Raw genomic sequence first — 26,312 nt, 5'->3', positions numbered from 1 at the left:
TCGGGCCCTGGCTCAGCTGCGCCCGCCGACGGGCATGGCGATTTCCGGCATTTCGGAAAGGAATTTGTCGAGCGCCTCGGTAACCAGCACTTGCGCGCTGCGGTTCAGCAGCACGCCGGCCATCTTCAGCCGGAAGTGACGATCTGCATCGAGGCGCAGGGTAAAGGCGGCGCGTCGACCCTCGACAGCAGCCGAGCGGCTCTGGACAGTCATGCGGCCGAGGCGCTGGGCAAGCTCGTCGATCTGGCGCAGCACGTCGGGCGCGGGCGCCGAAGCGGGCAGTTCGGCACTCGGTCCGACCAGCTCGACCACATCGTTTTGGCCCCCATCGGTCTGGACCTCATCGTTCTGGCCCCAGTCGTTCCAGCCAAGGTCTTCCATCCGCGCACCGGCGACGGAAAGGCTCGTGGCGCCGAGGTTGACGGCATCCTGGCGCCGCATCGCCGGGCGGGCGCGCCCCTTGCGGGCCAGCAGCCCGGGCGTCAGCGAGGCAAAGCCGTGTTCGCTCAAGCCGGTCACGATCAGGATCCTGCCACGCGGCGGCCGAAGCCACCGATCGGTCGTGCCGCGCCGGGCATGATCGGCTGGCCGGTCAACTGCGGTGCCGAGAAGACGGTGCGGCGGAAATTGCGTTCGAGACGGTCCGAAACGTAGTTCCACAGCGCGGTCACTTCCTGCGCGGAACGGCCGTTGGGATCGACTTCCATGACGGTGCGGCCGTCGATCATCGACGCCGCGAAATCGGTGCGCTGGTGCAGCGTGACGGGAGCGACGGTGCCGTGCTGGGAAAGCGCGACGGCGGCCTCGGCCGTGATGCGCGCTTTCGGGGTGGCGGCGTTGACCACGAAGATCAGCGGCTTGCCCGAGCGTTCGCAAAGGTCGACGGTGGCGCCCACCGCGCGCAAGTCGTGCGGGCTGGGGCGCGTCGGCACCACGATCAGTTCCGAGACCGAGATGACGCTCTGGATCGCCATGGTGATGGCGGGCGGCGTATCGATCACGGCCAGCTTGAAGCCTTGCTGGCGCAGGACCTGAAGGTCGCTGGAGAGGCGGGCCACGGTGGTCTGGGCGAAAGCAGGATAGTCGGCCTCGCGCTCGTTCCACCAATCGGCGAGCGAACCTTGCGGATCGATGTCGATCAGGACGACCGGCCCGGCGCCGGCGCGCTGCGCCTGCACGGCGAGGTGCCCGGAAAGCGTGGTCTTGCCCGAACCACCCTTCTGCGATGCCAATGCCAGTACGCGCAAAGCCGTTACCCCCTGAGGAACCCCGCGCCGAAAGATCGGCGGCTCGGAAAATTCAGTTTCTCACAGAGGGCTGGATCGCAGATCGTTCCTAATTTAGAGTTAACCCCGCCGCCGTTTCAGGCACTTGCCGCTTGGCCGCCTACGCCAGGTCCGGGATTTTTCGTTTACCATCGGAGTTAACGCGAATTTCGCCCTTCCATGGGCATCTTTCGGGATATCCGGATGATCCGGTGAGTGCCTTCGCTTACCATGTCCGGACCTTAGTCAGGAAATCGAGGCCAGCAGACGTGCGGAAAAATCGAAGCGCCCTATCATGTCTCCCCCTGCACCTCGGACTGGCTGCCGCGCTTGCGAGTCTTGCCGCTGCTCCTGCCCTGGCTGACGTAAAGGCCGGGAGCGTGAAGGCAGGAGTCGAGGCCTGGTCCGCCGGAAACTACGCCGCCGCCGTCCAGCAATGGCGCCCGCTGGCCGACAAGGGCGATGCCGACGCCCAGTTCAACCTGGCTCAGGCCTACAAGATGGGGCGCGGCGTTCCCGAAGACCTCGGCAAGGCGGAAGAACTTTACGGCAAGGCCGCCGCGCAAGGCCATGTCCAGGCTTCCGACACTTATGGCCTCATGCTGTTCCAGCGTGGAGAGCGCCAGAAAGCCATGCCCTATCTGCGCAGTTCCGCCGCGCGCGGAGACGCGCGGGCCGAATATATCCTGGGTGTCGCGCACTTCAACGGCGACATCGTGGAGAAGGACTGGGTCAGGGCCTATGCCCTGGTGAGCATGGCCCAGCGCGCAGGGCTGCCCCAGGCCGCCAATGCCCTTGCCCAGATGGACGAGCATATTCCGCTGGCAGACCGTCAGAAAAGCGTAGCGCTCGCCGCCCAGCTTACAGCGCAGGCCGATGCGACCCGCACCCGCGAAACCGCGGGGGCCGAGCTGGGAACGGGTCCGCGCGCGCCCACGCCGACGAGAATCGCCAACGCCCCGGACAGCCCCGCCCGCACCGGTGCCGACTATACCCTGCCCGCCATCGCGCGCCCGGCCGACCGCGCGCCATCGCCTGCCGCGAAGGCGCCGCCAAGAGTCGCGGCCGCCCAGCCGGTCGCCCGCCCCGCTCCCCCGCCCGCGCCGAAACCCGTGGAACCAAAAGCCGCGCCGCGCCCTGCTCCGGCCGCGGCGAGCGGCGGCATCTGGCGCCTCCAGCTCGGCGCCTTCGGCGTTCCCGGGAATGCGGAAAAGCTCTGGGCCTCCTTGTCGAAGCGCCCGGAAATGACGGGAAGCAAGCGCCAGCTCGTACCGGCCGGAAAGCTCACCAAGCTCTATGCCGCCGGCTTCGCCAGCAAGGCGCAGGCCGACCGCGCCTGCGGCGCGCTCAAAGCCTCCGGTCACGAATGCATCGTCACCTCGTAGTCATACCCCTGCCCTGCAGGTCGTCGTGGACGCGCCACGGCTGATCGCCTAGTCTTCCTCTCAGGGAGACCAGGAATGCTGAAAGCCATCGCGGGCCGGAGTGCCCGGGCAGGTGCACGCGCGTCGATGCCACGGCCGCCGTCCGGGACAGGTGGACGATTGGCCTCGCTCGACCTGGTGCGCGGCATTGCCGTCATGGGGATCCTCACCATCAACATATCCGGTTTCGCCGGACCCAGCCTCGGCGCGCTGACGCCCGATTTTCCCGGCCACGCCAGCATGGCCGACGAAGCCGCATGGGCCGTCGGCTTCCTGTTCTTCGAAGGCAAGATGCGCGCGCTCTTCGCCATTCTGTTCGGCGCGGGCATCGCTCTCCAGTGCGAGCGCATGGACGCAGCCGGGCGCGAGGGCGACGTGCTGCAGGTCCGCCGCCTGGCTTGGCTCATGGTGTTCGGCACCTTGCACTACTGGCTGCTGTGGTGGGGAGACATCCTGTTCGTCTACGGCTGCTGCGGCATAGCCGTGCTGTTCGTTCGCCGCTTGCCCTGCCCTTTGTTGCTGGGCCTGGCGGCGGGCGTGATCGTCACGGCCACCGTGATCGACTTATGGTCCATGCTTCCGCTGGTGCGCGCGGAAGAAGCCTTGCGAATCGGCACGGCTACGGCCGGCCAGCACCGCGAGGTGCTGGCGCGCCTGGACCTCTACAATGCCAACGACTTCGCCCAGGCGCAGCTTTACCACGGCGGTTTCCTGGACATCGCACTCGGCAAGCTGCGCGGCGACCCGTTCTGGCTTTTCACCATGACGGCCCATGCCTGGAGCGAAGTCCTGCCGCTGATGCTGGTCGGGGTCGTTTTGATGCGCAGCGGTTTCTTCAGCGGCGATTGGCCGGAGGCGTGGATGCGGCGGCTTCGGATCGGCGCGACGGCGGCGGGCCTAGCGTTTACCGTGCTGGTGCTCGCCTGGGCCTGGCCGCGCCATTTTCCGCCGATCGCGATGGCCATGCTGCTGGGCGAGGGACTCTGGCCCGCCCACCTGCTGACGGCGCTTGGTTACGCCGCGGCGATCGTATGGGCGACGCCGCACCTGCTCGAAACCCGCGCGGGCCTGCGGATCATCGCGGCCGGGCAAGTGGCCTTCACCAATTACATCGGCACCAGCCTGCTCATGTGTGCACTGTTCTACGGATGGGGCCTGGGCTTGTTCGGAAAGCTCGGCCCGGCAGACCAGTGGGCGCTGGTTCTTATCGGCTGGATGGTGATGCTGGCGTGGAGCGAACCCTGGCTGAGTCGCTATCGCAGAGGCCCTTTGGAACTGCTCTGGCGGTCCCTGGTAGAGCAAAAACGCCTTAAAAATCGCCGTAAGGCAATGGCTTGATAGGAAGTTGAAGAACGCTATTGCGATCCATTTGCAGTTGCATATGATGGTCCTCAAGAGGATTCGCACCATGTACGTTTGCATCTGCAATGCCATTCGTGAGACCGACCTGCGCACCGTAGCCCGCTGCTGCCGCGGCGATGCCACCGCGCTTTACGGTGCTCTCGGACATGCGCCGCAGTGCGGACAGTGCCTGGACGAAGCCGAAGACATTATCGCCGAGGAATCGGCAAGCGCCGACGCGCCCCTGAGCGCGGCAGCCTGACCCTGCAACAAGGCGGGTTACACCTGGCCTCGGCCGGGTGTTTTCGCGTGCCTGCTTGCCTTACAGGTCTGAAAGGGCCATAAACCCGCCCGAACAGATTCAGGAGCATCTCCCATGAAGGGCGACCAGCAGGTCATCGATTTTCTCAACAAGGCGCTCTTCAACGAGCTGACCGCGATCAACCAGTACTGGCTGCATTACCGCATGCTGGACAACTGGGGCATCAAGAAGCTCGCCGAATACGAACGCCACGAATCGATCGACGAAATGAAGCACGCCGACGTGCTGGCCGATCGTATCCTCTATCTCGAAGGTCTCCCGAACTTCCAGGCGCTGGGCAAGCTGCGCATCGGCGAAAGCGTCGAGGAAGTGCTCAAGGCTGACCTCGCCTTGGAATACGACGCGATTCCGCTGCTCAAGGACGCCATCGCCCACTGCGAGACCGTGCGTGACTTCGTCAGCCGCGAAATCTTCGCCCGCATCCTCGAAAGCGAGGAAGAGCACGTCGACTTCCTCGAAAAGCAGTTCGACATGATCGCCCGCATGGGCATCCAGAACTACTGCCAGCTGCAGAGCAAGCCGGCGGGCGAAGAAGAGTAAGCCCGGACGGCGCGCGAGCAGACATGGATTTTCTCGCGCGCCTCGGTCTCTCCCTTCCCCTGGTACAGGCGCCGATGGCGGGCACGTCCACGCCCGCTCTCGCCGCGGAAGTCTGCAATGCCGGAGCGCTCGGATCGCTCGCCCTCGGCGCCATCGGAGCCGACGAGGCCCGCCGCCAGATCGCGGACTTGCGCAGCCGCACGCAGCGGCCTTTCAATCTCAATCTCTTCGTTCACGAAACGCCCGCCGCCGAACCGGCGGTGGAAGCGGCATGGCTGGAGGCGCTCGCGCCCAGCTTTGCCGCCTTTGGCGCAGCGCCGCCCACGGGACTGGAGACCATCTACGAGAGCTTCGCCGGTAATGCCGCGATGCTCGAAGTCGTGCTGGAAGCGAAGCCCGCCGTGGTCAGCTGCCATTTCGGCCTGCCGGACGCCGCAACGATCCAGGCGCTCAAGCAGGCTGGCTGCCTGCTTGTCGGCAGCGTCACCAGCCTGGCGGAAGCCGAACTGTCGCGCAGCGCGGGCATCGACGTGCTCGTGGCGCAAGGTTGGGAGGCCGGTGGCCATCGCGGCATGTTCGACCCCGCCGCGCCCGACGATCGGCTCGGCACTTTCGCGCTGGTCCGCCTGCTGGCCGCTTGGGGCAAGCTGCCCGTTGTCGCGGCTGGCGGCATCATGGACGGAGCGGGCATACGTGCCGCACTCGATCTCGGCGCGGTTGCCGCGCAGCTCGGCACGGCCTTCGTCGGCTGTCCGGAGAGCAACGCCGATGCCGGTTATCGCGCCCTGCTTGCTTCCGACGCGGCCCGGCATACGGTGATGACGCGGGCGATCTCCGGCCGTCCGGCCCGGTGCCTTGCCAACCGCTTCACGGAACTCGGGGAGCGCGCGGACCTGCCGCCCGTCCCCGCCTATCCGCGCACCTATCACGCCGGTAAAGCGCTCAACGCTGCCGCCAAGGCCCAGGGAGAACCCCTGTTCGGCGCGCAATGGGCGGGACAGGGCGCGCCGCTGTCCCGCTCGATGCCGGCGGCGGAGCTGGTCGCCCAGCTCGCCGCCGAACTTTCCGCTACTCGCCCTTAGGCGCGCCGGCTCCCGGCGCGGCCGACTGCCCGTCGGTCCGATACTTGTCGAACCAGGCCAGGATCGCCGAAGCCTTGGCGGCCGATTGCGAAGGCCGCGCGGCAATGCCGCCATGGCTGGCGCCCGGCACCTTGACGAGCGCGGTCGGCACCCCCCGGATCTGCAAGGCGGCGTAATACTGCTCCGCCTCGCTCACCGGGGTCCGGAAATCTTCCGAGCCCACCACCACCATCGTCGGCGTCTTGACGTTGCCCACCAGGCTCAGCGGCGAGCGGCGCCAATACTCCATGGGGTCTTCCCAGGGCTTCTTGTCGAACCAGTAGCGCGAGGTGAACGGCGTGGCGTCCATCGTCAGTGCCTCGCTGATCCAGTTGATGACCGGCTTCTGCGTCACCGCCGCCTTGAACCGGTCCGTCTTGCCGACGATCCAGGCCGTCAGCACGCCGCCGCCCGATCCGCCGGTGACGAAGAGGTTGTTCGGATCGGCCACCCCGTCGGCAATCGCCGCGTCGACCGAGGCCATGAGGTCGTCATAATCGGTTCCGGGATAGGCCCGGTCGATCAGGTTGGCGAAGGCCTCGCCGTAGGACGTGCTGCCGCGCGGATTCGTATAGAGCACCGCGTAGCCGTGCGCCGCGTAGAGCTGGTAGTCGGTGGAGAAGCCCGGCGCATAAGCGGTGTTGGGGCCGCCATGGATTTCCAGGATCAGCGGCGCCTTCTGGCCCGCCGGCAGGCCCGGCGGCGTCACTAGCCATGCGTCGATCGCGCGGCCGTCAGGCGCGGTCACCGCCAGCTTGCGCACAGGCGCCAGGGCCTTGGCGTCCATCCAGGTGCCGTTGAGGTCCGTCAGCTTGCGGCCGGTCCCGCCATTGCTGACCCAAAGGTCGGCCGGGCGCTGGGTTGTGCCGGAGGTATAGGCCACGCGGCCATTGGCGGAGACGCTGAACGCACCGCCCGTATAGGGCCGGTCGAAATGGTCTCCGGGACTGAGCCCCTCGACCACGGTCTTCATTGAACCGTCCAGCCCGACGCGGGCCACATACGTCCTCGCATGATCGTCATACTGGATCATGATCGCGGAATTGCCGGACCAGTTCACCGCGTCGATCGAGTGGTCGAACCCCTTGATCAGCAGCCGCGATCCCGAACCGTCGCTGTTCATCAGGTAGAGGTCGGAATTCTCGTAGGACCGGTTGACGTCGTCATAGCCGAGGTAAGCGATGTGCTTGCCGTCTGGCGAGACCATCGCGCCGGCATCGGGGCCGTTGCGGCTGGTGAGCGCCGTCACCGCGCCGCTCGCGATGTCGAGCGCGTAGACTTCGGAATTGTTGATGTCGCGCTGCCAGTTCTCGTGGCGGTTGGCGCTGAAGACCACGCGCTTGCCGTCCGGCGTCCACGACAGCGGACCGCCGTCGTCGAAGTCTCCGAAAGTCAGCTGGCGCGGCGCGCCGCCGTCGGCCGATACGAGAAACAGGTGGTCGTAGCCGGGCTGGGCATAGCCGCCGCCGTCCGCACGGTATGTCACGCGGTCGATCACCTGCAGCGGCTCGGCCCATTGCGCGCCTTCGGGGCGCTGCGAGGGCTGCGCGCCCATCTTGGGCGCCTCTCCCGGAACCCGCATGGTATAGGCGATCTGGCGCCCGTCCGGCGACCAGGCCAGCGCGCCGGGGCTGTCAGGCAGCCCCGTCACTTTCACTTTGGCGCCGCCATCCAGCCAGAGCACGTAAAGCTGCGGCGCGCCCGTCCCGTCGCTGGAAACGAAGGCCAGGCGCTTGCCGTCCGGCGACCAGCGCGGCGAGAAATGGGCACCCGCCCCGGTCACAAGCGGCCGCTGCACGCCGCTTGCCGTATCGACCAGCCAGATCGAGGGCACGACCTTGTCGGTCATCACATCGGCCGCGGCCCGAACGTAGGCGATCCGGCTGCCGTCGGGCGATATCTGCGGGTCGGTGACGCCCGAAAGCTTGAACAGGTCGTCAGGCGTGAAGCCGCGCTCCGGACCCTTGGAGGTCTTGGCGGCCCGTCCGGCCCCGGCTTCGTCCGCGGCGAAGGCCGAGGAGAGCGGAACGACGGCGCAGGAGAGCGCGAGAACGGCGGCGCGCAGGGCAAAGGCGCGCGAAAGGGTATGCGGCAAGATGGAATGCTCCTTCTCGAATGGGAGGATGCCCCCTGTCTTGCCCAGACTTCGTGAAAAATCCAGTCACCTCGGCCGGCGACCTTGCCGCGGCGGGAATCATGCTAAGAGGCAGGCATGGAGCAACCGGAACGCCCCCCCTATACCATCGAGGACTACGGCTTCGGCGTTCTCGTCATCCTCGTTACCGCGGCCTTCGTCTGGCTGCTGCTGCCTTACTTCGGCGCCGTGCTCTGGGGCGTAGTGGCCGCGATCCTGTTTCAGCCGCTCACGGCGAAGCTGGCCACCCGGTTCGGCGGCCGCAAGAGCCTGGCGGCGGGCCTCATGCTGCTGCTGCTGCTCGCGCTCTTCATCATTCCCACCATCCTGCTCGGGGTCAGCCTCGTCCAGGAAGTCACGACGATCTACGAAAAGGTCCGCGGCGGCCAGATCGACATCCCGCACATGCTGGAGCAAGTCCGCGCCGCCCTGCCCGAATCGCTGGAGCGCCTGATCGACCGCTACGGCCTCACCGATTTCGAGAACTTGCGCCGCCAGTTCGGCGCCGGGATCGCCAACGGCCTCCAGGGCCTTGCCGCCCGGCTCCTCTCGGTGGGACAGGGCGCGCTGAGCTTCCTCGCGGCCTTGGGCGTGATGCTCTACCTCACGTTCTTCCTGCTGCGCGACGGCGACCGCTATGGACGGTTGATCCGGGACGCCATGCCCTTGCGCCCGCACTTGCGCGACCGGCTGGTGAGCAATTTCGTGATCGTGGTGCGTGCGACGATGAAGGGGACGGTCGTGGTCGCCGTGGCGCAGGGCCTGGTCGGCGGCGTGATCTTCTCGCTGCTGGGGATAGACGGCTCGCTGCTCTGGGGCGTGATGATGGGCTTCTTCTCGTTACTGCCCGCCGTCGGCACCGGCCTCGTCTGGGTCCCCATGGCGGGCTATCTGCTGGCGACCGGCCACATGTGGCAAGGTGCGGTGCTGGCCTTCTGCGGCCTGTTCGTCATCGGCATGATCGACAATATCCTGCGTCCGATCCTGGTCGGCCGCGACACACGCATGCCCGACTTCGTGGTGCTGATCGCCACTTTGGCCGGCCTGCAGATCTTCGGCCTCAACGGCTTCATCGTCGGCCCGGTGATCGCCGCCCTGTTCATCGCCGTCTGGACGCTCATGCGCGAGATAAAGAACAGCGACGGCATGCTGGAGCCCGATGCCATCGAACAGCAGGAAGAGCGGGCGGAAGCGCCGGTTTCCGACGCCGAGGTAGCCGCGCACCCATCCTGACACGCGAACGACGGGCATGAAAAAGGCCGCTGGAGCAGTCTCCAGCGGCCTTTTCGTTACTTGGCGAAGGGGTTCTTCGGCATGCGCAGATTGAGACGGATCGGCACCGCATCGAACCCGAGTTCCCGGCGAATGCCGTTGATCAGGTAGCGGCGATAGCTTTCCGGCAGCAGGTCCAGACGCGTACCGAACAGCACGAAGCCCGGCGGGCGGGTCTTGGCCTGGGTGATGTAGCGCAGCTTGATGCGCTTGCCGCCCGGCGCCGGCGGCGGGTTGGCGGAGAGCGCATCGTCGAACCAGCGGTTGAGCGCGGCGGTCGGCACGCGCTTGCTCCAGGCCTCGCGAATCGAGAAGCCGGCGGCGATCAGCTCGTCCAGGCCCTTGCCGGTCCGTGCCGAAACGGCCAGCAGCGGCACGCCGCGAACTTGCGCCAGGCCGTCGTCGAGCGCCCCGCGAATGCCGTTGAACAGGGCCGAGGCGCCTTCGGCCACGTCCCACTTGTTGATCGCGATGATCAGCGCGCGGCCTTCTTCCAGCACCTTGGAGGCGATGGTGAGATCCTGGTGTTCCAGCCCCCGCGTGGCATCGAGCAGCAGCACCACCACTTCGGCGAAATCGATGGCATGGCGCGCATCGGCCACCGCCATGCGCTCCAGCTTTTCCGTCACGTTGGCACGCTTGCGCATGCCGGCCGTGTCGATCAGGCTGACCTGGCGGACCTCCTGCGTCTTGGGATCGGTCCACTCCCAGTCGACCGTGATCGAATCACGCGTGATGCCCGCTTCCGGCCCGGTGAGCAGGCGATCCTCGCCCAGAATTCGATTGATCAGGGTGGACTTGCCGGCATTCGGGCGGCCGACGATGGCAAGCTTGAGAGGCCGGCGCAGCAGCGCTTCCTCGTCCACCTCCTCTTCGAATTCCGGCTCTTCGGGCTGGAGCGGATCGAGATGCGGCAGCAGCGATTCGAACAGATCCGCCATGCCCACGCCGTGCTCGGCCGAGAACGTGATCGGATCGCCAAGGCCCAGCGAATAGGCTTCCAGCACGCCGCCCTCGCCCGCGCGGCCCTCGGCCTTGTTGGCCAGAAGGACCACCGGAACCGGCGAAGCGCGCAGCCATTGGCCGATTTCCTCGTCCAGAGGTGTCAGCCCTGCGCGCGCGTCGACCACGAAGAGCGCCACGTCGGCCGTTTCCAGCGCAGCCTCGGTCTGCTTGCGCATGCGGCCGGGCAGAGTCTGGTCTTCTTCGTCTTCCCAGCCCGCCGTGTCGACGATCTGGAATTTCAGGCCGAGCAACTCGGCATCGCCGAAGCGACGGTCACGCGTGACCCCCGGCTGATCGTCGACGAGCGCGAGCTTCTTGCCGACGAGCCGATTGAACAGCGTGGACTTGCCGACGTTGGGTCGGCCGATGATGATCACCTGAGGAAGCATGTTGATAACTCGATAAAGGATTCCGGCCCGTAGGGGAATTCCTTCGGAATGGAAACGCCTGCGTTCTCGCGGCGCGGTATTGAATAAAATAAGCCGGACGTCCGGGAACAAATTCCTAATTCGTCGTTAACCATGCCCTGAAGGAATCCCATAACCGTACCGGGCAGAATTGGAACACATGCAGGGTTACCGGATCGCAATCATACTGGGTCTGGCCGCCGCGACGATCGCGCCGGCCAGTGCCCGTTCCGCCATAGACGACGCCTTGGCGGGCGCGGATGACACCGTGGGCGCGGTGGCAAAGCCCGATTACCTGGAGTGCGTGCCTTATGCACGCCAGCTTTCCGGCATCCAGATCTTCGGCGATGCCCATACCTGGTGGAGCCAGGCCCAGGGCCGCTATGCCATCGGCCATACCCCGCGCATCGGCGCCGTCATGGCGATGGAGCCTTACGCCAATTCCCAGCTCGGCCATGTCGCCACGGTCAGCAAGGTCATCGATTCGCGTACGATCCTGGTGAGCCATGCCAACTGGTCCCCGATCGAGGGAAGCCGCGGTCGGATCGAGAAGAACGTCACCGTCCTCGACGTCTCGGCCAGGAACGACTGGAGCGAAGTGCGCGTGTGGTATGCGCCGATTCACAACCTCGGCAACACGCACTGGCCGGTTTCCGGCTTCATCTACAACGCGCGGCCCAATTCCGGTCCCGCAGGGGGCCAGGATCCGGCCCTGCAACGGCTGGACGACGTCTCGGCCGCGCCAGGGGCACCGAAGAAAAGGAAAAAGGGCCGCCGCAGCGACCCCATCGGCGAAATCATCGCCGGCCTCTACTGAGGCGCCCGGCCCGGCGGCCTGCCGAAACAGGCCGACCGTCCGGGTATGGCCCTATCGGGCCTTGCTGACCTCAGGCCCTGGCGGACCTCAGGCCCCTTACCTCAGACTTTGGCGACCGGCGCGTCCTCGCCGAGGTCTTCGTACCAGGCTTCGACCGGACCGGAGAGCTTGACCGTCAGGGGATTGCCCTTGCGATCCAGCGTCTTGCCGGCCTGAACGCGCACCCAACCTTCGGAAATGCTGTATTCTTCCACATTGGTGCGCACGGTACCCTTGAAGCGGATACCGACGCCGCGCTGAAGCTTTGCCTCATCGAAGAACGGGCTCTTCGGATTGATGGCGAGGTGATCGGGCGGCACGTCAGGGCCGTTCTGGGTCTCTTCAGTCATGCCCCGCGATTTAATTCCAGATGGGCGCTTGTCAATTCGATCCGACTCATCTAGAGGCGCGCTTCCGCAACGGACACAGTCCTTCTGCGGGCGCGTAGCTCAGTGGTAGAGCACACCCTTCACACGGGTGGGGTCGCAGGTTCAATCCCTGCCGCGCCCACCATCCCTTCTACGGGATGGCCTTTGCAAGGCGGACATTTTCCCCAAGATCACCATTTCTCGCAGGCCGAAACGAGCCTCTGGAATCTTGCGCCTGCGCGCATGAGGCGGCATAGCGCGCGCCATGCACGATATCCGCCTGATCCGCGAGAATCCCGAAGGATTCGACGCCGGCCTCGCCCGCCGTGGGGCTCTCCCCGTGGCTGCCGACATCCTCGCCCTCGACGAGCAGCGCCGCTCGGTGGCGACGCGCATGCAGGAAGGGCAGAACCGCCGCAACGAGGCATCGAAGGCGATCGGCAAGGCCATGAGCCAGGGCGACAGCGCCACGGCCGAAGCGCTGAAGGCCGAAGTCGCCCAGCTCAAGGACACACTCCCCGCGCTCGAAGCCGAGGAGAAGGACCTCTCCGCCCAGCTTCACAATGCCCTGGCCGCCTTGCCCAACATCCCCGTCGCCGAAGTGCCGGACGGCGCGGACGAGAGCGAGAACGTCGAAGTCTCGAAATGGGGCACGCCGGGCACTTACGCCTTCGAGCCCAAGGAACATGCCGATCTCGGCCCGGCACTCGGTCTCGATTTCGAGACCGGCGCCAAGATTTCCGGCGCGCGCTTCACGTTCCTGAAGGGCCAGATGGCGCGCCTGCACCGGGCCCTGGCGCAGTTCATGCTGGACACCCAGACCGCCACCAACGGCTATATGGAATGCATCGTGCCGCTGCTGGTCAAGGACGAGGCCGTGTTCGGCACCGGCCAGCTTCCGAAGTTCTCCGAGGACCTGTTCCGGACCACGGACGGTCGCTGGCTCATCCCCACCGCCGAAGTCTCGCTGACCAATGCGGTCCAGGACGAGATCGTCGATACGGCCGCCCTGCCCCTGCGCATGACCGCCCTCACCCCCTGCTTCCGCTCGGAAGCGGGCGCAGCGGGCCGCGATACGCGCGGCTTCATCCGCCAGCACCAGTTCGAGAAAGTGGAACTCGTCACGATCTGCGCGCCTGAGCAGTCGGAAGCCGAACACGAGCGCATGGTCGCGGCCGCCGAATCGATCCTCCAAGCGCTGGAACTGCCCTATCGCAAAGTGCTGCTCTGCACCGGCGACATGGGCGCGACGGCGCGCAAGACCTTCGACCTCGAGGTCTGGCTGCCCGGCCAGGCGGCCTACCGCGAGATCAGCTCGATCTCGAATTGCGGCGACTACCAGGCCCGCCGCATGAACGCGCGCTTCAAGCCGGAAGGTTCGAAAAAGACGGAGTTCCTGCACACGCTCAACGGCTCGGGCCTCGCGGTCGGCCGTACGCTGGTGGCGGTTCTGGAGAACTACCAGCAGGAAGACGGCTCGGTGCGCGTTCCCGAAGCGCTCAAGCCCTGGATGGGCGGGATCGACAAGCTGACGGCCGGCCACGAAGCCGCTCTCGACTCGAAGCACACCTGAACTCCTCGTCGCCCTGAACCCGTTTCGGGGCGACGAATGAAAGCAGCAGAAAAATCATGCGTATCCTGCTCACCAATGACGACGGCATCAACGCCCCCGGCCTCTATGTCCTGGAGAAGATCGCCGCACAGCTTTCGGACGATATCTGGATCTGCGCGCCGAGCGAGGAACAGTCGGGCGCGGGCCATTCGCTGACGCTGGGCCGCCCGGTGCGCATGCGCGAGCATGCACCCAAGCGCTTCTCGGTCACGGGGACGCCGACCGATTCGGTGACCCTGGGTCTCAAGAAAGCCCTGCCCGGCCCGCCGGACCTGATCCTTTCCGGCGTCAACCGCGGCGCCAACCTCGGTGACGACGTGACGTATTCGGGCACCGTCTCCGCGGCGATGGAAGGGGCCATGGCAGGCATCCCCTCGATCGCGCTCAGCCAGGTCTATGCGGGCGAAGGCCTCGGCAACAATGTCAGCTTTTCGGCGGCCGAGGAATGGGGCGCCAAAGTGCTGCGCCCCCTGCTGGACATGCCTTTCGCGCCGCGCACCCTCATCAACGTCAACTTCCCGCCCCTGGCCGGAGCTGACGTGAAGGGCATTCGCGTGGTCCGCCAGGGCTTCCACGACTATGCGCGCGGCTCGGTCGTCGAAGGCATGGATCCGCGTGGTTTCCCGTACTTCTGGTTCGGCCTTCACGGCATCGAGCACACGCCCGGCCACAACACCGATCTCGAAGCGATCTCCGAAGGCTATATCTCGGTGACCCCGCTCCAGATCGACCTCACGCATGACGCCGCGATAGCGCAGATCGCGAGCCGCTTCGAAGCATGATTCCCAAGTCCCTGTTCCTGCTTGCGGCGCTGGCGCTGCCGATCGCGCCTGCCGTCGCGGCACCGCGTGACGAGACCGTGCACGTCGTCGAACCGGGCGAGACGCTGAACGGCATCGCCAACCGCGCCGGCGTCTCTTCCGAGGCTCTGGCGAAAGCGAACGGCCTGAAAGCGCCCTACGTCGTCCGGCTAGGCCAGAAGCTTGCCATTCCGCGCCCCCGGCCTGCGCCGGTGAAGACGGCGGCACCGAAACCGGACAATGCCGCGGCGCCTGCGCGCGCCTCCGGCGCCAGCGCGACGGCCAAGGCAGCAGCCGCAGCCAGTTCGACGGCGAAAGCCGCCATCGCCGCCGCGGGTCCGCCGGAGCAGGAATCCGTCCACGTCGTCCAGCCCGGCGAGACGCTGGGCGGCATCGCTGCCGCAGCGAAAGTTCCCCGCGTCCTGATCGCGGAAGCCAATGGTCTGCAGCCGCCCTATGCGGTGCGCTCCGGCCAGAAACTGCAGATCCCCCGCACGCGCCGGCATACGGTCAAGGCAGGCGACACCGGCTTTTCGATCTCGTACAAGTACGCGGTGCCCTGGGAGCAGATCGCCCTTGCCAACGGTTTCGATCCGGTCGCGCCGGTCAAGCCGGGCCAGACGCTGCTGATCCCCACTTTGCTCGATCCGCCGTCCGCAAGCGGCGCTTCCGTGCCTGTCGCTGCGCCCACGTCTGCACCCACCGCCGCACCGCTGCTGGCGATCCCCGCTCCGCAGAGCACGCCAACCACCCGTGGTGCGCGATTCGCCTGGCCTGTCAGCGGCCCGATCCGCCGCGGCTTCGCAACCGGCGCCAACCATCACGACGGCATCGACATCAAGGCCCCGGATGCCACGATGGTCCGGGCCGCCGCGGCCGGCACCGTGCGTTTCGCGGGCATGGAAAAGGAGCAGTTCGGCAATCTCGTCGTGCTCGACCACGGCGACGGCTGGTTCACCGCCTACGCCTTCCTCAGCCGGGTGACCGTCAAGGAAGGCGCCAGGGTGGCGGCCGGAGAGCGCGTCGGGCTGGTCGGCAGCACGGGCCTTGCCAAGGGCAACGAGCTTCATTTCGAGGTGCGGCAGAACGGCAAGCCCGTCGATCCGCTGGACGAGTTGCCCAAGGCCCCCTAAGCTTGGCGGGCATGTCGAAGCGACACTCTGCTCGCGCCGTATTCAGGCCGCCTTCGTTCAAACCATTGCGTCGGTCGCTGGCGGTCCCGGTCTGGGCCGACGTGGCCTTGCGCCTGGGTGGTGCGTTCTTCCTGATCTTCGTGGTCATCATGGTCCACTGGAGCGACCGGGCCGGGCTCCACGATGTCCACGACGGGCAGGTCAGCTTCCTCGACGTCGTCTATTTCACGATGATCTCGATCACGACCACGGGCTTTGGCGACATCGCCCCCGTCAGCGACCGGGCGCGGCTGATCGAGGCGATCCTGGTCACCCCGATCCGGCTCGCCGTCATCACCATCTTCGTCGGCACGGCCTACAATTTCATCATCAAACGCAGCTGGGAGAGTTGGCGCATGAAGCGAATCCAGGAAAGGCTGGAGGACCACATCGTCGTGCTCGGCTTCGGCGTCAGTGGCTCGGAAGCGGTCAAGGAACTGGTCGAGCGCGGGATGGAACCGGCCTGCATCGTCGTGGTCGACCCGGTGGAGGCCCGTCTGGCTCACGCCGAGAAACTGGGCTGCAACGTGCTCCAGGGCGACGCCACGCGTGACGATATCCAGAACGCGGTCCGCGTGACGACGGCGCGGACGGTGCTGGTCTCTGCCGGGCGCGACGATACTTCGGTGCTGATCGTGCTCACCACCCGCCACCTCGCGCCCACAGTGCCCATCACGGTGGTCATTCGGGCCGACGACAACGAACTCCTCGCGCGGCAGGCCGGCGCCAACAACGTCATCAACCCGGTGCGCTTCACCGGCCTGCTCCTGGCAGGCTCGGCCGAGGGCCAGCACGTCGCGGACTATTTCTCCGACCTCGCCTCCGTGGCGGGCCGGGTGCAGCTAGTGGAACGGCCGGTGGCGCCCGAGGAGATCGGCCGACCGCTCGACCAGCTCGCCACGGGCGGCAAGGGGCTTCGCATCTACCGGGGAGAGCACACCATCGGCTTCTGGGAGGACGACGCCAGGATCCTGCAGCCCGGCGACATCGTGGTGGAAATAGCCCCCACCAAGGCTACCGACGAAGCGGGTTCAGCCTAGCACCCAGAACACCAGGCCCATCGCCAGATAGGCCACCAGCCAGAACAGGCAGTCCACCACGCGGCGCATCGGCTCGGTGCGCTGGCGAAGATGGGTCAGCCATACAGCGGGCATCACGAAGGCCACCGAGACGCCGCCCGTCTGCATGAAATAGAGCCAGGGCTTGGCGGCCAGCGTTTCCGCCCCGATCCGCGCGAAATTGTGGCCGAGCATGGCCGAAGACACCAGCATGACGAAGACGACCACGGCATAATTGGCCCCGCGCTGCGCGCGACCGGGAATCAGCTGCCGCCCGGTTCGGAACAGCGGACCGTGCCAGACAAGACCCACCGCCACCGCGAGCGCCGCAGCCAGGAAGACCGCCAACCAGTTAACCGGACCCATCGACATCCCCTGTTTTCCAATAGCTTCTCTCTTGCAGGCCCGTGCCGAAGGCGCAAGACAAGTGCGCGTCGAAGGAAGGGATTCGCCTGCCACTCGGCCGGTACGATTCGTTTTTCGTGACTCTCGGGCGCAATAGGCGTATCGGGCGCGCCATCCCTATGGCTATTGAAATCCCCTCTCCGCCCAAGGTCGGCATGGTCAGCCTCGGCTGCCCCAAGGCGCTTGTCGACTCCGAACGCATCCTCACCCGCCTGCGCGCCGACGGCTATACGATGAGCCCGGACTATGCCGGGGCCGACGTCGTGCTCGTCAACACTTGCGGATTCCTCGATTCCGCGAAGGAAGAGAGCCTCTCCGCGATCGGCGAGGCCATTGCCGAAAACGGCCGCGTGATCGTCACCGGCTGCATGGGCAATGAGGCCGACGTGATCCGCGCCCGCTTCCCGGACGTGCTGGCCGTCACCGGCGCACATCAGTACGAAGCCGTGGTCGAGGCCGTGCACGAAGCCGCGCCGCCCGAACTTTCGCCTTACGTCGATCTGATTCCCCAGATCTATGACGAAGCCGGCGTCAAGCTCACGCCGCGGCACTACAGCTATCTGAAGATCTCGGAAGGCTGCAACCACGCTTGCTCGTTCTGCATCATTCCCTCGCTGCGCGGGAAGCTGGCGAGCCGCCGTATCGACGCGGTGCTGCGCGAGGCGGAAAAGCTGGTCCAGGCCGGAACGCGCGAACTGCTGGTCATCAGCCAGGACACTTCGGCCTATGGCGTCGACGTGCGGCACGAGACGCGCATGTGGAAGGACCACGAGGTCCGCACGCACATGACGGACCTTGCCCGCGAACTCGGTCAGCTCAGCGATTCGCAGGGCCGCAAGCCCTGGGTCCGCCTGCACTACGTCTATCCCTATCCCCATGTCGACGCGGTGATTCCGCTCATGGCGGAAGGACTGTTGACGCCTTACCTCGACATTCCCTTCCAGCACGCTGCGCCTTCGGTGCTCAAGTCGATGAAGCGACCTGCCAACGAGGCCAAGGTGCTCGACCGTCTGCGCAAGTGGCGGGAGATCTGCCCGGATATCGCGATTCGCTCCAGCTTCGTGGTTGGCTTCCCCGGTGAGACCGAGGCGGACTTCCAGTACCTGCTGGACTGGCTGGACGAGGCCCAGCTCGACCGCGTGGGTGCGTTCCGTTTCGAACCCGTCGAAGGCGCGAGCGCCAACGACCTGCCGAACGCCGTGCCCGAAGAGGTCAAGGAAGAACGTTACGCCCGCATCATGGAGAAGACCGCCGCGATCAGCGCCGCCAAGCTTCAGGGCAAAGTTGGACGTATCCTCCCGGTCATCATCGATGAAGTCGGCGAAGTGGACGAGGACGGCGACATCGGTGCAACCGGCCGCTCGCAGGCCGACGCCCCTGAAATCGACGGCAATGTCTTCCTCCGCAATGCCGGAAAGAACCTGGAAGTCGGTGATATCGTTGATGTTCTTATCGAGGACGCCGACGAGCACGACCTCTACGGCGCCATCACCGAAGTCTGAGCCAGATCGGGCAGCAGTTGCACGGCTTGCAACGTTGCTCAATCTTTTCGCATTTGCAGCGAATCAGTGTCGGGAGCATATGGAACAGGCCTTTCAGGCATCCTCTCCCAAAAACTTTCCAAGGGCTGGTCTTCGGACCGGCCTTTTTTTTTGCGCTGCATCCGCGCGAATTGACGTTTGCTCCATTTGCTCCCGGTCAGGTCTCGCAGGATCTGCGCACCCCACCTTCATCCGTTTCTGGCTTTAAGGCACTGGCCGTGCCGCTTCATTGCAGGCGCAGCCACAGCGTCCGGAGACGCTCCAACATCGCTCGATAGGCTGAGTTGCGACACGTCGCGGCATCCGTAGCGCGCGAACCGGCAGGCGCATGCATTTCTAACAAGCGCATTGCCCCTCAAGACTGCCCGAAATTCAACGCCCGAACGATTACATGCAGGTTATGCAATCACGCCCAATTTTTTCGCATTTGCAGCAAAACCTTTCGCGGATCATAAGGATCGGGCCTTTCAGGCATCCTCTCCCAAAAACTTTCGTAGGGCTGGTCCATCGGATCGGCCCTTTTTTTTGCGCCTATTCCAGGCGAAACGCCGTCCGGCGCCCCCATGTGCTGGCAGTCGGAGCCGCTTTGTCCTAGCCATGCTGCATGGCCGAATCGTTGCGAATCTATACCGCCGCCCTCGTCGTCATCGGTGACGAGATCCTTTCCGGTCGCACGCACGACAAGAACATCGCGCAAGTCGCCGCCTGGCTGCAGGTACAGGGGATCCGCCTCAAGGAAGTGCGCGTGGTCGCCGACGACACGGCCGCCATCGTCGAGGCCGTGAACACGCTGCGCGCGCGCAACGATTATCTCTTCACCACCGGCGGCATCGGACCGACCCATGACGACATCACCGTCGACGCCATCGCCGAAGCGCTGGGCGTGCCGGTGATCGTCCATCCGGAAGCCCGTGCGATCCTGGAAAGCTACTATGCCACGCGCGGGGGGCTGACGGATGCCCGCCTGCGCATGGCGCGCACGCCGGACGGCGCCAGCCTCATTCCGAATCGCTACACCGGCGCGCCCGGCATCCGCGCCGGAAACGTCTTTATCATGGCCGGCGTCCCCAGCATCACCGCCGGCATGCTCGACGCTCTTTCCGGCCAGCTCGAAGGCGGGGCTCCGCTGCTTTCAGAGACGGTCGGCTGCTGGGTGGGGGAGAGCGAAGTCGCCGAACTCCTGCGCGAAACCGAACGAACCCACGATGGCTGCCAGATCGGCTCCTATCCGTTCTGGGCCGAGGGCCGCACCGGCGCCAACTTCGTGATCCGCTCCGTCAACGCCCAGGACCTTGCCGCCTGCACCCGCGCTCTGGTGCAGGGCCTGGAAGCGATGGGACGCCCCGCGGTGCCCGGTGGCATTTGAGCCATGGCATTCGAGACGGCCTTCGCGCTTGCCCTGATGGCGTCCTCCGCGCCAGTCGCCGTCCAGGCCCCAACGACGCTCGAAGCCTTCGAAGCCGTCCTGGGCCGCCATGACAGCGCGACGCTGGCGCTGGAGGAATGGTGCACCCTGCGCGGCTTTTCCGCCTCTGCGCGGGTAACGGCGCAGCTCGTGACCGGCAGCGACATCCCCCCGCCCCCCGACATCGAAAAGAAGCTGGCGCTGCAGCCCGGCGAGACGGCCGCCCTGCGTAACGTCAGGCTGAGCTGCGGTTCCCGGGTCCTGTCGGTGGCATGGAACTGGTACGTGCCAGAGCGCCTGACTGCGGACATGAACGAGGTGCTGCGCTCCAGCGACGTGCCTTTCGGCAAGGCCGTGGCCGACCTGCATTTCCGGCGCCTGCCGCTCTCGACGATTGCCGGCGCCGCCGCGAATTGCCCGGCAGGCACGATCTCCACCCATCGGGCCATGCTGGTGCTGCCGGACGAACGGCCTCTGGCCTATCTGGTGGAGTGTTACACCGCGGCCAATCTCCAACCCTGACGTCGCCCCGAACCATGTCCAGCGCGACGCCCGACATCTTTCCGGATCAGGCCGCGACCGCCTCCGTCCCGGCGATCGAGGTTCGGTGCATCATGCGCCCGGTCGACTTGTCATAAGGGATCGCCCGGTGCATCGCGCCGGTATTGTCCCAGATGACGAAGTCGCCCTTGGTCCACTTGTGGCGCAGTGAGAACGCCGGCTGCGCCGCCCATTCCTGCAGGCGGATCAGCATGGCGCGGCCCGCCGGCACTTCCATGCCCACGATATGGTCGGCCGTAGTACCGATCACCATCGACTTGCGGCCGGACTCGTGAGTCCAGACCAGCGGATGTTCCTTGATCAGGCCGATGCCCAGAACGCGCTCGCGGTGCTTCTCGGGAATGGCGTCGGCGATCGGGGAGAGGCTGGCGCGCACTGAGTGGACGGCCCGCAGCCCTTCCAACGCCTGCTTCTCTTCCTCCGGCAGCCCTTCGTAGGCGGCGTAAGTGCTGGCGAACTCCGTCTCTCCGCCGATGGCCGGAGCAATCCGGCACGACAGCAGCGTGGCGAATGGCGGAGGCATATCCACCGTGATCCCGTCCATGTGCCAGAAGAACGTCCCCAGCACATATTCGGGCTGCGGATTGATCTTCTCGTCCAGTGTGACCTGGTAGACGTTGTCGTCGTTCTGCTGGACGTTGTTTCGCGCCGTCAGCTTGACGGTCCCGCCCATCGCATCGGTGATGGCAAGCTGCTCGGCATCGGTCAGGTTGATCTCGGGAAAGACGACGACCGTGCGTTCTTCCACCTTCGCACGGATCGCGGCGGCCGCTTCGGGCGTGAAGATGTCTTCCCGGTCGTCCCACACGACACGCGAACCGATGTGTTCCTTGATGTCCTCGAATCGGATGGCCATGGCGGCACACTCTCCAGCTTATCATTTTGAACAGTTGTTCAGCACGAAATACACCGGCCCGCCTCTCCGCGCAAGCGGGGGCGCGAGGCCGGGGGATCGCCACAACGAAAAAGGGCCGGAGGTTTCCCTCCGGCCCTTCTATCCGTTTCGCATGATCCCGAAGGATCAGGTGCCTATCAGGCGCCGGCGATCTCGGTCGTGTCGATCTTCAGGCCGGGGCCCATCGACGACGAAAGCGAGATCTTGCGAACGTACTTGCCCTTGGAGCCCGAGGGCTTGGCCTTGACGATCGCATCGACGAACGCGCTGAAGTTGGTCAGCAGGTCGGCGTCCGAGAACGACATCTTGCCGATGCCGGCGTGGATGATACCCTGCTTTTCGACGCGGAACTCGATCTGGCCGCCCTTGGCGTCCTTCACGGCCTGCGTGACGTTCGGGGTAACCGTGCCGAGCTTCGGGTTCGGCATCAGGCCCTTCGGACCCAGCAGCTTACCGAGACGGCCGACGACGCCCATCATGTCCGGGGTGGCAATGACGCGGTCGTAGTCGAGGTTGCCGGCCTGCATGTCGTCCATGAGGTCTTCCGCACCAACCTTGTCGGCGCCGGCGGCGAGAGCTTCCGCAGCCTTGTCGCCCTTGGCGAACACGGCGACGCGAACGGTCTTGCCGGTACCGGCCGGAAGCGAAACCATGCCGCGAACCATCTGGTCGGCGTGACGCGGGTCAACGCCCAGGTTCATCGCGACTTCGACGGTTTCGTCGAACTTGGTCGTCTTCAGGTCGCGCAGGGTCTGCAGCGCGTCAGCGACGGGGTAGTGCTTGAGGTTGTCGCCGAGCTTTTCGGTCAGCGACTTCTGCTTCTTGGTCACCTTGGCCATGGAATCAGCCCTCCACCACTTCGAGGCCCATCGCGCGGGCCGAACCTTCGATGATCTTGGTGGCGGCATCAATGTCGTTGGCATTGAGGTCGGCCATCTTGACCTGGGCGATTTCGGCAAGCTGCGAGCGCTTGACGGTACCGGCGCTGATCTTGCCCGGCTCCTTGGAGCCCGACTTCAGGTTCACGGCCTTCTTGATGAGGAAGGTCGCCGGGGGGGTCTTGGTGACGAACGTGAAGCTGCGATCCGCATACACCGTGATGATGGTGGGGATCGGCATGCCCTTTTCGAGCTCCTGCGTGGCGGCATTGAACGCCTTGCAGAATTCCATGATGTTCACGCCGCGCTGACCCAGCGCAGGGCCGATCGGCGGGGACGGCGTGGCGCTGCCGGCCTTGACCTGCAGCTTGATGTAACCTTCGATCTTCTTGGCCATGTGGCCACTCCTTCACACTTTCGCACCTGCCGGGCAGATGCTCATGTTTAGCGGTTTTACGGGTGCCGGAGCATCCTCCCGCAGGGAATCGGGCGGCACGAGGCCGAACCGAAGGGCGCGCCCCTAAACCATATCGTTCGAAAAGGAAAGCGCCGGTTTCGGCAATTCGCCGCCCGATCTTGCTGGCGCCTGATCCTCCTGACGCCTGACCTTGCTGATGGCCGATCTTGCTCCCATAGGCTGTGACATCATGGCAGACAACGAACTCGACATTCTCATCTGGGCGGCACTGTCCGGTGAACAGGCCCGTTTCTCCATCGGCAACGACCGGGCAAAGCGCTTCCATCCCTCAATCGGCCCGCTTGCCGCATTTCGCGATCTTTCTCCGGAAAGCCTCGAAGCCTTTGGCGAACTGGTCCGCACCACCGGCCTCGCCGCACTCGGCCTTGTCGGCGTGGCCGAGGACCTCGCGGTTCCGGGCACCGAGATCCTTCGCAGCGCAGAGGGCGTGCAGTTGCTGTTCGACGAAAGCAACGCCGCCGCCGTGGAGGAGATCGCCCGCGCCGAGAACGATCCGCGCACCGTTCCGCTCGGCCAGAGCGACTACCCGGACATGCTGGAACTCGCGCTGCTGACCGAACCCGGCCCCTTTGCCGAGCGCACGGGCGACCTCGGTCGCTTCTGGGGCATTCGCGAGAACGGCCGCCTGCTGGCCATGGCCGGTCAGCGCGTACGCACGGCAAAGCATGTGGAAGTCAGCGGGGTCTGCACCCATCCCGACGGTCGCGGCAAGGGTTACGCCGCCCTGCTCTCACGCCGCGTGGCGGGCGCGATTCGGGCTTCGGGACAGCGGCCCCTCCTCCACAGCTATGCCGATAACGAGACGGCCCTGGCGCTCTACGGCAGGCTGGGCTTCGCCGAGCGCGCACGGGTTCGCTTCACGGTTTATGCGCCGCCAAGCTGAAACGGCGGCGCGTAGGCCAGATCGAAACCAGACGGAGAAACGAAAAAGGCCGGGCGAGATGCCCGGCCTTTTTCGTTTTCTTGCCGACGATTACTTGCTGAGTTCGACGTGTTCGAAGTCTAGCTCGACCGGGGTGGCGCGGCCGAAGATCGACACCGATACCTTGACCTTGTTCTTGTCGAAATCGAGTTCCTCGACGATACCGTTGAAGCTGGCGAAGGGGCCATCGAGGACCTTCACCGAATCGCCGATCTCGTAATCGATGCTGACGGTCTTGCGCGGCGCGGCAGCGGCGGCTTCGGCGGCGCCGAAGTAACGGGCAGCCTCGGTCTCGCTGATTGCCTGCGGCTTGCCGCTGGAACCCAGGAAGCCGGTGACCTTCGGGGTGTTCTTGACGAGGTGGTAGACGTCGTCGTTCAGCGCGAGCTTGGCGAGCACATAGCCCGGCATGGTCTTGCGTTCGGTCTGAACCTTCTTGCCGCGCTTGACCTCAGTGATGGTCTCGTGCGGAACCTGAACGTCCTCGACGAGCTGCGAAAGTCCCATCCGCTCGGCTTCCGAGAGGATGGATTCCTTTACCTTGTTCTCGAAGCCGGAATAAGCGTGGATGATGTACCAGCGGGCCATGGATCTCTCTTCGTAAGCTAGTTCAGGCGATCACAGCAGCGACAGGATCGAGCTAACGACCCAGCCGAACAGTGCGTCGATCCCCAGGAAGAACACCGCGAGAAAGACCGTCATGATGCCGACGAAGATTGCCGTCGTCACCGTCTCCTGGCGCGAAGGCCAGTAGATCTTGGAGGTTTCCGTACGCACCTGGCGGATGAATTCGCCGGGACTGGTCTTGGCCATGACTGTCGTTCTCGCGTCTCTTGCCTGCTGCCTGAGCAGAAAAATAAGTCTCGGCTTCCGGCTAGGGGCCATCGCCGCCCCGGCCGTGGCCGGGAGGGGCAGATGCGATCCTCATGTCGGAAGGAAACGCCGACTTAGCCCCGGCCCGCTCGATTTGCAAGGTCTGGCGAACCGCTCCGTAAACCTAGGACGAAGGGTCCGCGGGATCGGCCAGACGGGCCAGGAACGAGTTCGGGCTGGAGTAGAGAATGCGCGCCCCGTCGGGCAGCGCCACCGGCTTGATCCGCCCGATATACCAGAGATACTCGGCATGGCGCGCAGGGCCGAACTTGCGCAAGTCGATGTGCTGGCGCGGCGAATAGAGGATGCGCTGGCTCGGATCGGCAAAGCGGTAGGACAAGTCGCGCATGGAGAGCATGTGCACGTTCGGCAGGGCGAAGTTGGAATTCTCCATCGCGCTGCGACGCACCACGGCATAGGAGCCGAAGTGCTCGAACGGGCCGAACCGCCACTGGATACGCGGAATCGCCACGGCCGTGGCCACGCGGGCGCCTTCGGGCACCTGGTCGAGCGCGGCGATCAGCTGCCGGGCGGTCTGCGCGTCCTCGTACCAGACCACGGTCGTCACGGCCGTGCGGGAAACGAACAGCGAGGCCGCAGCCACGACCATCCAGCGCCGGATCGGCAGATCGATCGCAAGGCAGGCCACCAGCAGCGCCGTGGTGCTCAAACGGTAGTCGGCATAGTCGCCGCCGAAGATCTGGCGCGGCACCACGAGCGTCAGCATCAGCAGAATCAGCGCCGCCCAGCCGAAGCGTCCATCGATGCGCTTGCGCAGCAGCGCATAGCCCAGCGCCACCAGCACGAGATCCAGGCTGATGATATCAAAGTAGAAATCGAAGCTGCGCATCGACTTGTAGAGGATGCCCCACTTGTAATCGAGCACGTAGCGCCCGTAGGACACCTTCGAATTCGCGCCCATGCCGATCAGCATCGGCAGCAGGGGGAAGATCAGCGGCCAGGGCTTGAGGAACGGGCGCCAGTCCAGCCAGCTGCTCCGGCGGCTCCATTCGTAGCCGAACAGGAGCACGCCCATCACTGCCCAGCCCGAAACGTGGCAAAGCCAGACCACGAAACCGATCGGCACCATGACGGCCCAGCGCCAGGGGCGGTCCTCCAGCTTCACCCAGAGGGCGAACGTGAACAGCCCCAGCGCCAGCGACAGCGAATAGTTGAGAAAGCCCATCAACAGCGAGGGCGACCAGATCATCGCGAAAGCCAGGATCGGTCCGACCCCGAGTTTGCGGCCCAGCGAACGGCAGGCCGCCACGATCGACAGGCCCGAAAGGAAGGGAATCATCGCCACGATGATTCGCCCGGCCTGTTCCAGCCCGAAGATCGGCGCCATCGGCACCATCAGCAGTTCGACGCCGAGATTGCCGGTCCATTCCCAGTTGAACACGAAATAGCGCGTCAGATAAGGGTCTGCGCCGTGATCCAGCGCAACCTTGTAACCGGCCAGGTGCGAGGGATAATCCGTCATCTGCGGCGCCCAGGCGACCAGCGCCGGCAGGGCCGCAACAGCCGACAGGACAACGCCCAGGACAAGCGCCCTGTCCTGGCCCAGCAACTCGGCAAGGCGCTGCCAAAGGGCACGCCACCTGCCGTTGTTCAGTCCGATCTGTTCCGCCTGCGGTCGCGCGGTTCCGTGCATCAG

The 26,312-nt window shown here is 65.5% G+C and carries 27 protein-coding genes and 1 tRNA gene; 16 read left to right on the top strand and 12 right to left on the bottom strand.

Going from position 1 to position 26,312, the window contains the following annotated elements; all coding sequences use genetic code 11:
• Window positions 1-12 precede the first annotated feature (12 nt).
• Together ACZ1J6_RS08975 and ACZ1J6_RS08970 are read right to left on the bottom strand one after the other, a co-directional pair.
• Window positions 13-519 (bottom strand): hypothetical protein, encoded by a 507-nt coding sequence (locus ACZ1J6_RS08975; protein WP_431568774.1) that lies wholly within the window; start codon window positions 517-519, stop codon window positions 13-15.
• A gap of 2 nt (window positions 520-521) precedes the next feature.
• Window positions 522-1,247, bottom strand: coding sequence for a ParA family protein (locus ACZ1J6_RS08970; RefSeq protein WP_132262023.1), 726 nt, complete (start codon window positions 1,245-1,247; stop codon window positions 522-524).
• A 398-nt stretch (window positions 1,248-1,645) separates the two neighbouring features.
• Between ACZ1J6_RS08970 and ACZ1J6_RS08965 the strand changes: the two genes are divergently transcribed.
• The 5 genes from ACZ1J6_RS08965 to ACZ1J6_RS08945 all read left to right on the top strand — a co-directional run bounded on the left by ACZ1J6_RS08965 (window position 1,646) and on the right by ACZ1J6_RS08945 (window position 5,974).
• The gene (locus ACZ1J6_RS08965) at window positions 1,646-2,650 is read left to right on the top strand and encodes an SPOR domain-containing protein (RefSeq protein ID WP_431568773.1); all 1,005 of its coding nucleotides are present in this window, start codon (window positions 1,646-1,648) and stop codon (window positions 2,648-2,650) included.
• 159 nt (window positions 2,651-2,809) lie between these two features.
• Window positions 2,810-4,027, top strand: coding sequence for a DUF418 domain-containing protein (locus tag ACZ1J6_RS08960; RefSeq protein ID WP_431568772.1), 1,218 nt, complete (start codon window positions 2,810-2,812; stop codon window positions 4,025-4,027).
• Between the two features lie 7 nt (window positions 4,028-4,034).
• Window positions 4,035-4,292: a (2Fe-2S)-binding protein gene (locus ACZ1J6_RS08955; RefSeq protein WP_431568771.1), complete on the top strand. Its 258-nt coding sequence runs from the start codon at window positions 4,035-4,037 to the stop codon at window positions 4,290-4,292.
• A 114-nt stretch (window positions 4,293-4,406) separates the two neighbouring features.
• A complete protein-coding gene (bfr, locus tag ACZ1J6_RS08950; protein WP_132262021.1) occupies window positions 4,407-4,892 on the top strand; it encodes a bacterioferritin in 486 nt (161 codons plus the stop codon).
• A 23-nt stretch (window positions 4,893-4,915) separates the two neighbouring features.
• Complete coding sequence (locus tag ACZ1J6_RS08945; protein WP_431568770.1) at window positions 4,916-5,974, top strand: NAD(P)H-dependent flavin oxidoreductase; 1,059 nt, start codon at window positions 4,916-4,918, stop codon at window positions 5,972-5,974.
• Here the strand turns inward: ACZ1J6_RS08945 and ACZ1J6_RS08940 are convergent.
• Complete coding sequence (locus ACZ1J6_RS08940; protein WP_431568769.1) at window positions 5,961-8,108, bottom strand: prolyl oligopeptidase family serine peptidase; 2,148 nt, start codon at window positions 8,106-8,108, stop codon at window positions 5,961-5,963. The genes ACZ1J6_RS08945 and ACZ1J6_RS08940 overlap by 14 nt on opposite strands.
• Before the next feature lie 117 nt (window positions 8,109-8,225).
• Between ACZ1J6_RS08940 and ACZ1J6_RS08935 the strand changes: the two genes are divergently transcribed.
• A complete protein-coding gene (locus ACZ1J6_RS08935; protein ID WP_132262018.1) occupies window positions 8,226-9,380 on the top strand; it encodes an AI-2E family transporter in 1,155 nt (384 codons plus the stop codon).
• Between the two features lie 56 nt (window positions 9,381-9,436).
• Here the strand turns inward: ACZ1J6_RS08935 and der are convergent, their stop codons facing one another.
• Complete coding sequence (gene der, locus ACZ1J6_RS08930) at window positions 9,437-10,813, bottom strand: ribosome biogenesis GTPase Der (protein WP_132262016.1); 1,377 nt, start codon at window positions 10,811-10,813, stop codon at window positions 9,437-9,439.
• Window positions 10,814-10,991: 178 nt separating this feature from the next.
• Here der and ACZ1J6_RS08925 point away from each other — a divergent pair, with 178 nt between their 5' ends.
• Window positions 10,992-11,648, top strand: a complete 657-nt coding sequence (locus ACZ1J6_RS08925; protein ID WP_431568768.1) for a CHAP domain-containing protein — start codon at window positions 10,992-10,994, stop codon at window positions 11,646-11,648.
• Window positions 11,649-11,749: 101 nt separating this feature from the next.
• On the opposite strand, the gene ACZ1J6_RS08920 is transcribed toward ACZ1J6_RS08925, so the two are convergent.
• Window positions 11,750-12,037, bottom strand: a complete 288-nt coding sequence (locus ACZ1J6_RS08920) for a DUF3297 family protein (protein ID WP_132262013.1) — start codon at window positions 12,035-12,037, stop codon at window positions 11,750-11,752.
• Window positions 12,038-12,125: 88 nt separating this feature from the next.
• Between ACZ1J6_RS08920 and ACZ1J6_RS08915 the strand changes: the two genes are divergently transcribed.
• From ACZ1J6_RS08915 to ACZ1J6_RS08895, 5 genes are all read left to right on the top strand, one after another.
• Window positions 12,126-12,200, top strand: a tRNA-Val gene (locus ACZ1J6_RS08915).
• A 120-nt stretch (window positions 12,201-12,320) separates the two neighbouring features.
• Window positions 12,321-13,628, top strand: coding sequence for a serine--tRNA ligase (gene serS / locus ACZ1J6_RS08910; protein ID WP_431568767.1), 1,308 nt, complete (start codon window positions 12,321-12,323; stop codon window positions 13,626-13,628).
• A 56-nt stretch (window positions 13,629-13,684) separates the two neighbouring features.
• On the top strand, window positions 13,685-14,449 hold the full coding sequence (gene surE / locus ACZ1J6_RS08905) for a 5'/3'-nucleotidase SurE (RefSeq protein ID WP_132262009.1): 765 nt from the start codon (window positions 13,685-13,687) through the stop codon (window positions 14,447-14,449).
• Complete coding sequence (locus ACZ1J6_RS08900; protein WP_431568766.1) at window positions 14,446-15,600, top strand: LysM peptidoglycan-binding domain-containing protein; 1,155 nt, start codon at window positions 14,446-14,448, stop codon at window positions 15,598-15,600. The genes surE and ACZ1J6_RS08900 overlap by 4 nt, the downstream gene beginning before the upstream one ends.
• An 11-nt stretch (window positions 15,601-15,611) precedes the next feature.
• Window positions 15,612-16,679, top strand: coding sequence for a potassium channel family protein (locus ACZ1J6_RS08895; protein ID WP_134095021.1), 1,068 nt, complete (start codon window positions 15,612-15,614; stop codon window positions 16,677-16,679).
• Here the strand turns inward: ACZ1J6_RS08895 and ACZ1J6_RS08890 are convergent.
• Complete coding sequence (locus tag ACZ1J6_RS08890) at window positions 16,671-17,063, bottom strand: DUF1761 domain-containing protein (protein WP_132262004.1); 393 nt, start codon at window positions 17,061-17,063, stop codon at window positions 16,671-16,673. The two genes, ACZ1J6_RS08895 and ACZ1J6_RS08890, sit on opposite strands and share 9 nt — an antisense overlap.
• A 158-nt stretch (window positions 17,064-17,221) precedes the next feature.
• On the opposite strand from ACZ1J6_RS08890, the gene rimO reads away from it, so the two are divergent.
• The 3 genes from rimO (at window position 17,222) to ACZ1J6_RS08875 (ending at window position 20,570) form a co-directional block, all read left to right on the top strand.
• Complete coding sequence (rimO, locus tag ACZ1J6_RS08885) at window positions 17,222-18,604, top strand: 30S ribosomal protein S12 methylthiotransferase RimO (protein WP_132262002.1); 1,383 nt, start codon at window positions 17,222-17,224, stop codon at window positions 18,602-18,604.
• Window positions 18,605-19,247: 643 nt separating this feature from the next.
• A complete protein-coding gene (locus tag ACZ1J6_RS08880) occupies window positions 19,248-20,009 on the top strand; it encodes a competence/damage-inducible protein A (RefSeq protein ID WP_132262000.1) in 762 nt (253 codons plus the stop codon).
• Between the two features lie 3 nt (window positions 20,010-20,012).
• The gene (locus tag ACZ1J6_RS08875) at window positions 20,013-20,570 is read left to right on the top strand and encodes a hypothetical protein (RefSeq protein ID WP_431568763.1); all 558 of its coding nucleotides are present in this window, start codon (window positions 20,013-20,015) and stop codon (window positions 20,568-20,570) included.
• 46 nt (window positions 20,571-20,616) lie between these two features.
• Here the strand turns inward: ACZ1J6_RS08875 and ACZ1J6_RS08870 are convergent, their stop codons facing one another.
• The 3 genes from ACZ1J6_RS08870 to rplK all read right to left on the bottom strand — a co-directional run bounded on the left by ACZ1J6_RS08870 (window position 20,617) and on the right by rplK (window position 22,779).
• Window positions 20,617-21,465: a TauD/TfdA dioxygenase family protein gene (locus ACZ1J6_RS08870; RefSeq protein ID WP_132261996.1), complete on the bottom strand. Its 849-nt coding sequence runs from the start codon at window positions 21,463-21,465 to the stop codon at window positions 20,617-20,619.
• 176 nt (window positions 21,466-21,641) lie between these two features.
• The gene (gene rplA / locus ACZ1J6_RS08865; protein ID WP_132261994.1) at window positions 21,642-22,343 is read right to left on the bottom strand and encodes a 50S ribosomal protein L1; all 702 of its coding nucleotides are present in this window, start codon (window positions 22,341-22,343) and stop codon (window positions 21,642-21,644) included.
• 4 nt (window positions 22,344-22,347) lie between these two features.
• On the bottom strand, window positions 22,348-22,779 hold the full coding sequence (rplK, locus tag ACZ1J6_RS08860; RefSeq protein WP_021232774.1) for a 50S ribosomal protein L11: 432 nt from the start codon (window positions 22,777-22,779) through the stop codon (window positions 22,348-22,350).
• Between the two features lie 250 nt (window positions 22,780-23,029).
• On the opposite strand from rplK, the gene ACZ1J6_RS08855 reads away from it, so the two are divergent.
• Window positions 23,030-23,743: a GNAT family N-acetyltransferase gene (locus ACZ1J6_RS08855; protein ID WP_431568762.1), complete on the top strand. Its 714-nt coding sequence runs from the start codon at window positions 23,030-23,032 to the stop codon at window positions 23,741-23,743.
• A 90-nt stretch (window positions 23,744-23,833) separates the two neighbouring features.
• Here ACZ1J6_RS08855 and nusG read toward each other — a convergent pair whose 3' ends face one another.
• The 3 genes from nusG to ACZ1J6_RS08840 form a co-directional block, all read right to left on the bottom strand.
• A complete protein-coding gene (gene nusG, locus ACZ1J6_RS08850; RefSeq protein WP_132261990.1) occupies window positions 23,834-24,370 on the bottom strand; it encodes a transcription termination/antitermination protein NusG in 537 nt (178 codons plus the stop codon).
• Between the two features lie 30 nt (window positions 24,371-24,400).
• Window positions 24,401-24,595, bottom strand: a complete 195-nt coding sequence (gene secE / locus ACZ1J6_RS08845) for a preprotein translocase subunit SecE (RefSeq protein WP_086493495.1) — start codon at window positions 24,593-24,595, stop codon at window positions 24,401-24,403.
• A 184-nt stretch (window positions 24,596-24,779) separates the two neighbouring features.
• The gene (locus tag ACZ1J6_RS08840) at window positions 24,780-26,309 is read right to left on the bottom strand and encodes a hypothetical protein (RefSeq protein ID WP_431568761.1); all 1,530 of its coding nucleotides are present in this window, start codon (window positions 26,307-26,309) and stop codon (window positions 24,780-24,782) included.
• Window positions 26,310-26,312: the final 3 nt, after the last annotated feature.

It is taken from the genome of Novosphingobium sp. BL-S-21, from assembly GCF_055521655.1.
This window is presented reverse-complemented; position numbering and strand designations above follow the sequence as displayed.

Excerpts from the sequence above, each read along its gene's own strand:
- bfr (WP_132262021.1), top strand. The coding sequence starts at position 4,407 with ATGAAGGGCGACCAGCAGGTCATCGATTTTCTCAACAAGGCGCTCTTC.
- ACZ1J6_RS08945 (WP_431568770.1), top strand. The coding sequence starts at position 4,916 with ATGGATTTTCTCGCGCGCCTCGGTCTCTCCCTTCCCCTGGTACAGGCG.
- ACZ1J6_RS08935 (WP_132262018.1), top strand. The coding sequence starts at position 8,226 with ATGGAGCAACCGGAACGCCCCCCCTATACCATCGAGGACTACGGCTTC.
- der (WP_132262016.1), bottom strand. The coding sequence starts at position 10,813 with ATGCTTCCTCAGGTGATCATCATCGGCCGACCCAACGTCGGCAAGTCC.
- ACZ1J6_RS08925 (WP_431568768.1), top strand. The coding sequence starts at position 10,992 with ATGCAGGGTTACCGGATCGCAATCATACTGGGTCTGGCCGCCGCGACG.
- ACZ1J6_RS08920 (WP_132262013.1), bottom strand. The coding sequence starts at position 12,037 with ATGACTGAAGAGACCCAGAACGGCCCTGACGTGCCGCCCGATCACCTC.
- serS (WP_431568767.1), top strand. The coding sequence starts at position 12,321 with ATGCACGATATCCGCCTGATCCGCGAGAATCCCGAAGGATTCGACGCC.
- surE (WP_132262009.1), top strand. The coding sequence starts at position 13,685 with ATGCGTATCCTGCTCACCAATGACGACGGCATCAACGCCCCCGGCCTC.
- ACZ1J6_RS08900 (WP_431568766.1), top strand. The coding sequence starts at position 14,446 with ATGATTCCCAAGTCCCTGTTCCTGCTTGCGGCGCTGGCGCTGCCGATC.
- ACZ1J6_RS08895 (WP_134095021.1), top strand. The coding sequence starts at position 15,612 with ATGTCGAAGCGACACTCTGCTCGCGCCGTATTCAGGCCGCCTTCGTTC.
- ACZ1J6_RS08890 (WP_132262004.1), bottom strand. The coding sequence starts at position 17,063 with ATGGGTCCGGTTAACTGGTTGGCGGTCTTCCTGGCTGCGGCGCTCGCG.
- rimO (WP_132262002.1), top strand. The coding sequence starts at position 17,222 with ATGGCTATTGAAATCCCCTCTCCGCCCAAGGTCGGCATGGTCAGCCTC.
- ACZ1J6_RS08880 (WP_132262000.1), top strand. The coding sequence starts at position 19,248 with ATGGCCGAATCGTTGCGAATCTATACCGCCGCCCTCGTCGTCATCGGT.
- ACZ1J6_RS08875 (WP_431568763.1), top strand. The coding sequence starts at position 20,013 with ATGGCATTCGAGACGGCCTTCGCGCTTGCCCTGATGGCGTCCTCCGCG.
- ACZ1J6_RS08870 (WP_132261996.1), bottom strand. The coding sequence starts at position 21,465 with ATGGCCATCCGATTCGAGGACATCAAGGAACACATCGGTTCGCGTGTC.
- rplA (WP_132261994.1), bottom strand. The coding sequence starts at position 22,343 with ATGGCCAAGGTGACCAAGAAGCAGAAGTCGCTGACCGAAAAGCTCGGC.
- rplK (WP_021232774.1), bottom strand. The coding sequence starts at position 22,779 with ATGGCCAAGAAGATCGAAGGTTACATCAAGCTGCAGGTCAAGGCCGGC.
- ACZ1J6_RS08855 (WP_431568762.1), top strand. The coding sequence starts at position 23,030 with ATGGCAGACAACGAACTCGACATTCTCATCTGGGCGGCACTGTCCGGT.
- nusG (WP_132261990.1), bottom strand. The coding sequence starts at position 24,370 with ATGGCCCGCTGGTACATCATCCACGCTTATTCCGGCTTCGAGAACAAG.
- secE (WP_086493495.1), bottom strand. The coding sequence starts at position 24,595 with ATGGCCAAGACCAGTCCCGGCGAATTCATCCGCCAGGTGCGTACGGAA.
- ACZ1J6_RS08840 (WP_431568761.1), bottom strand. The coding sequence starts at position 26,309 with ATGCACGGAACCGCGCGACCGCAGGCGGAACAGATCGGACTGAACAAC.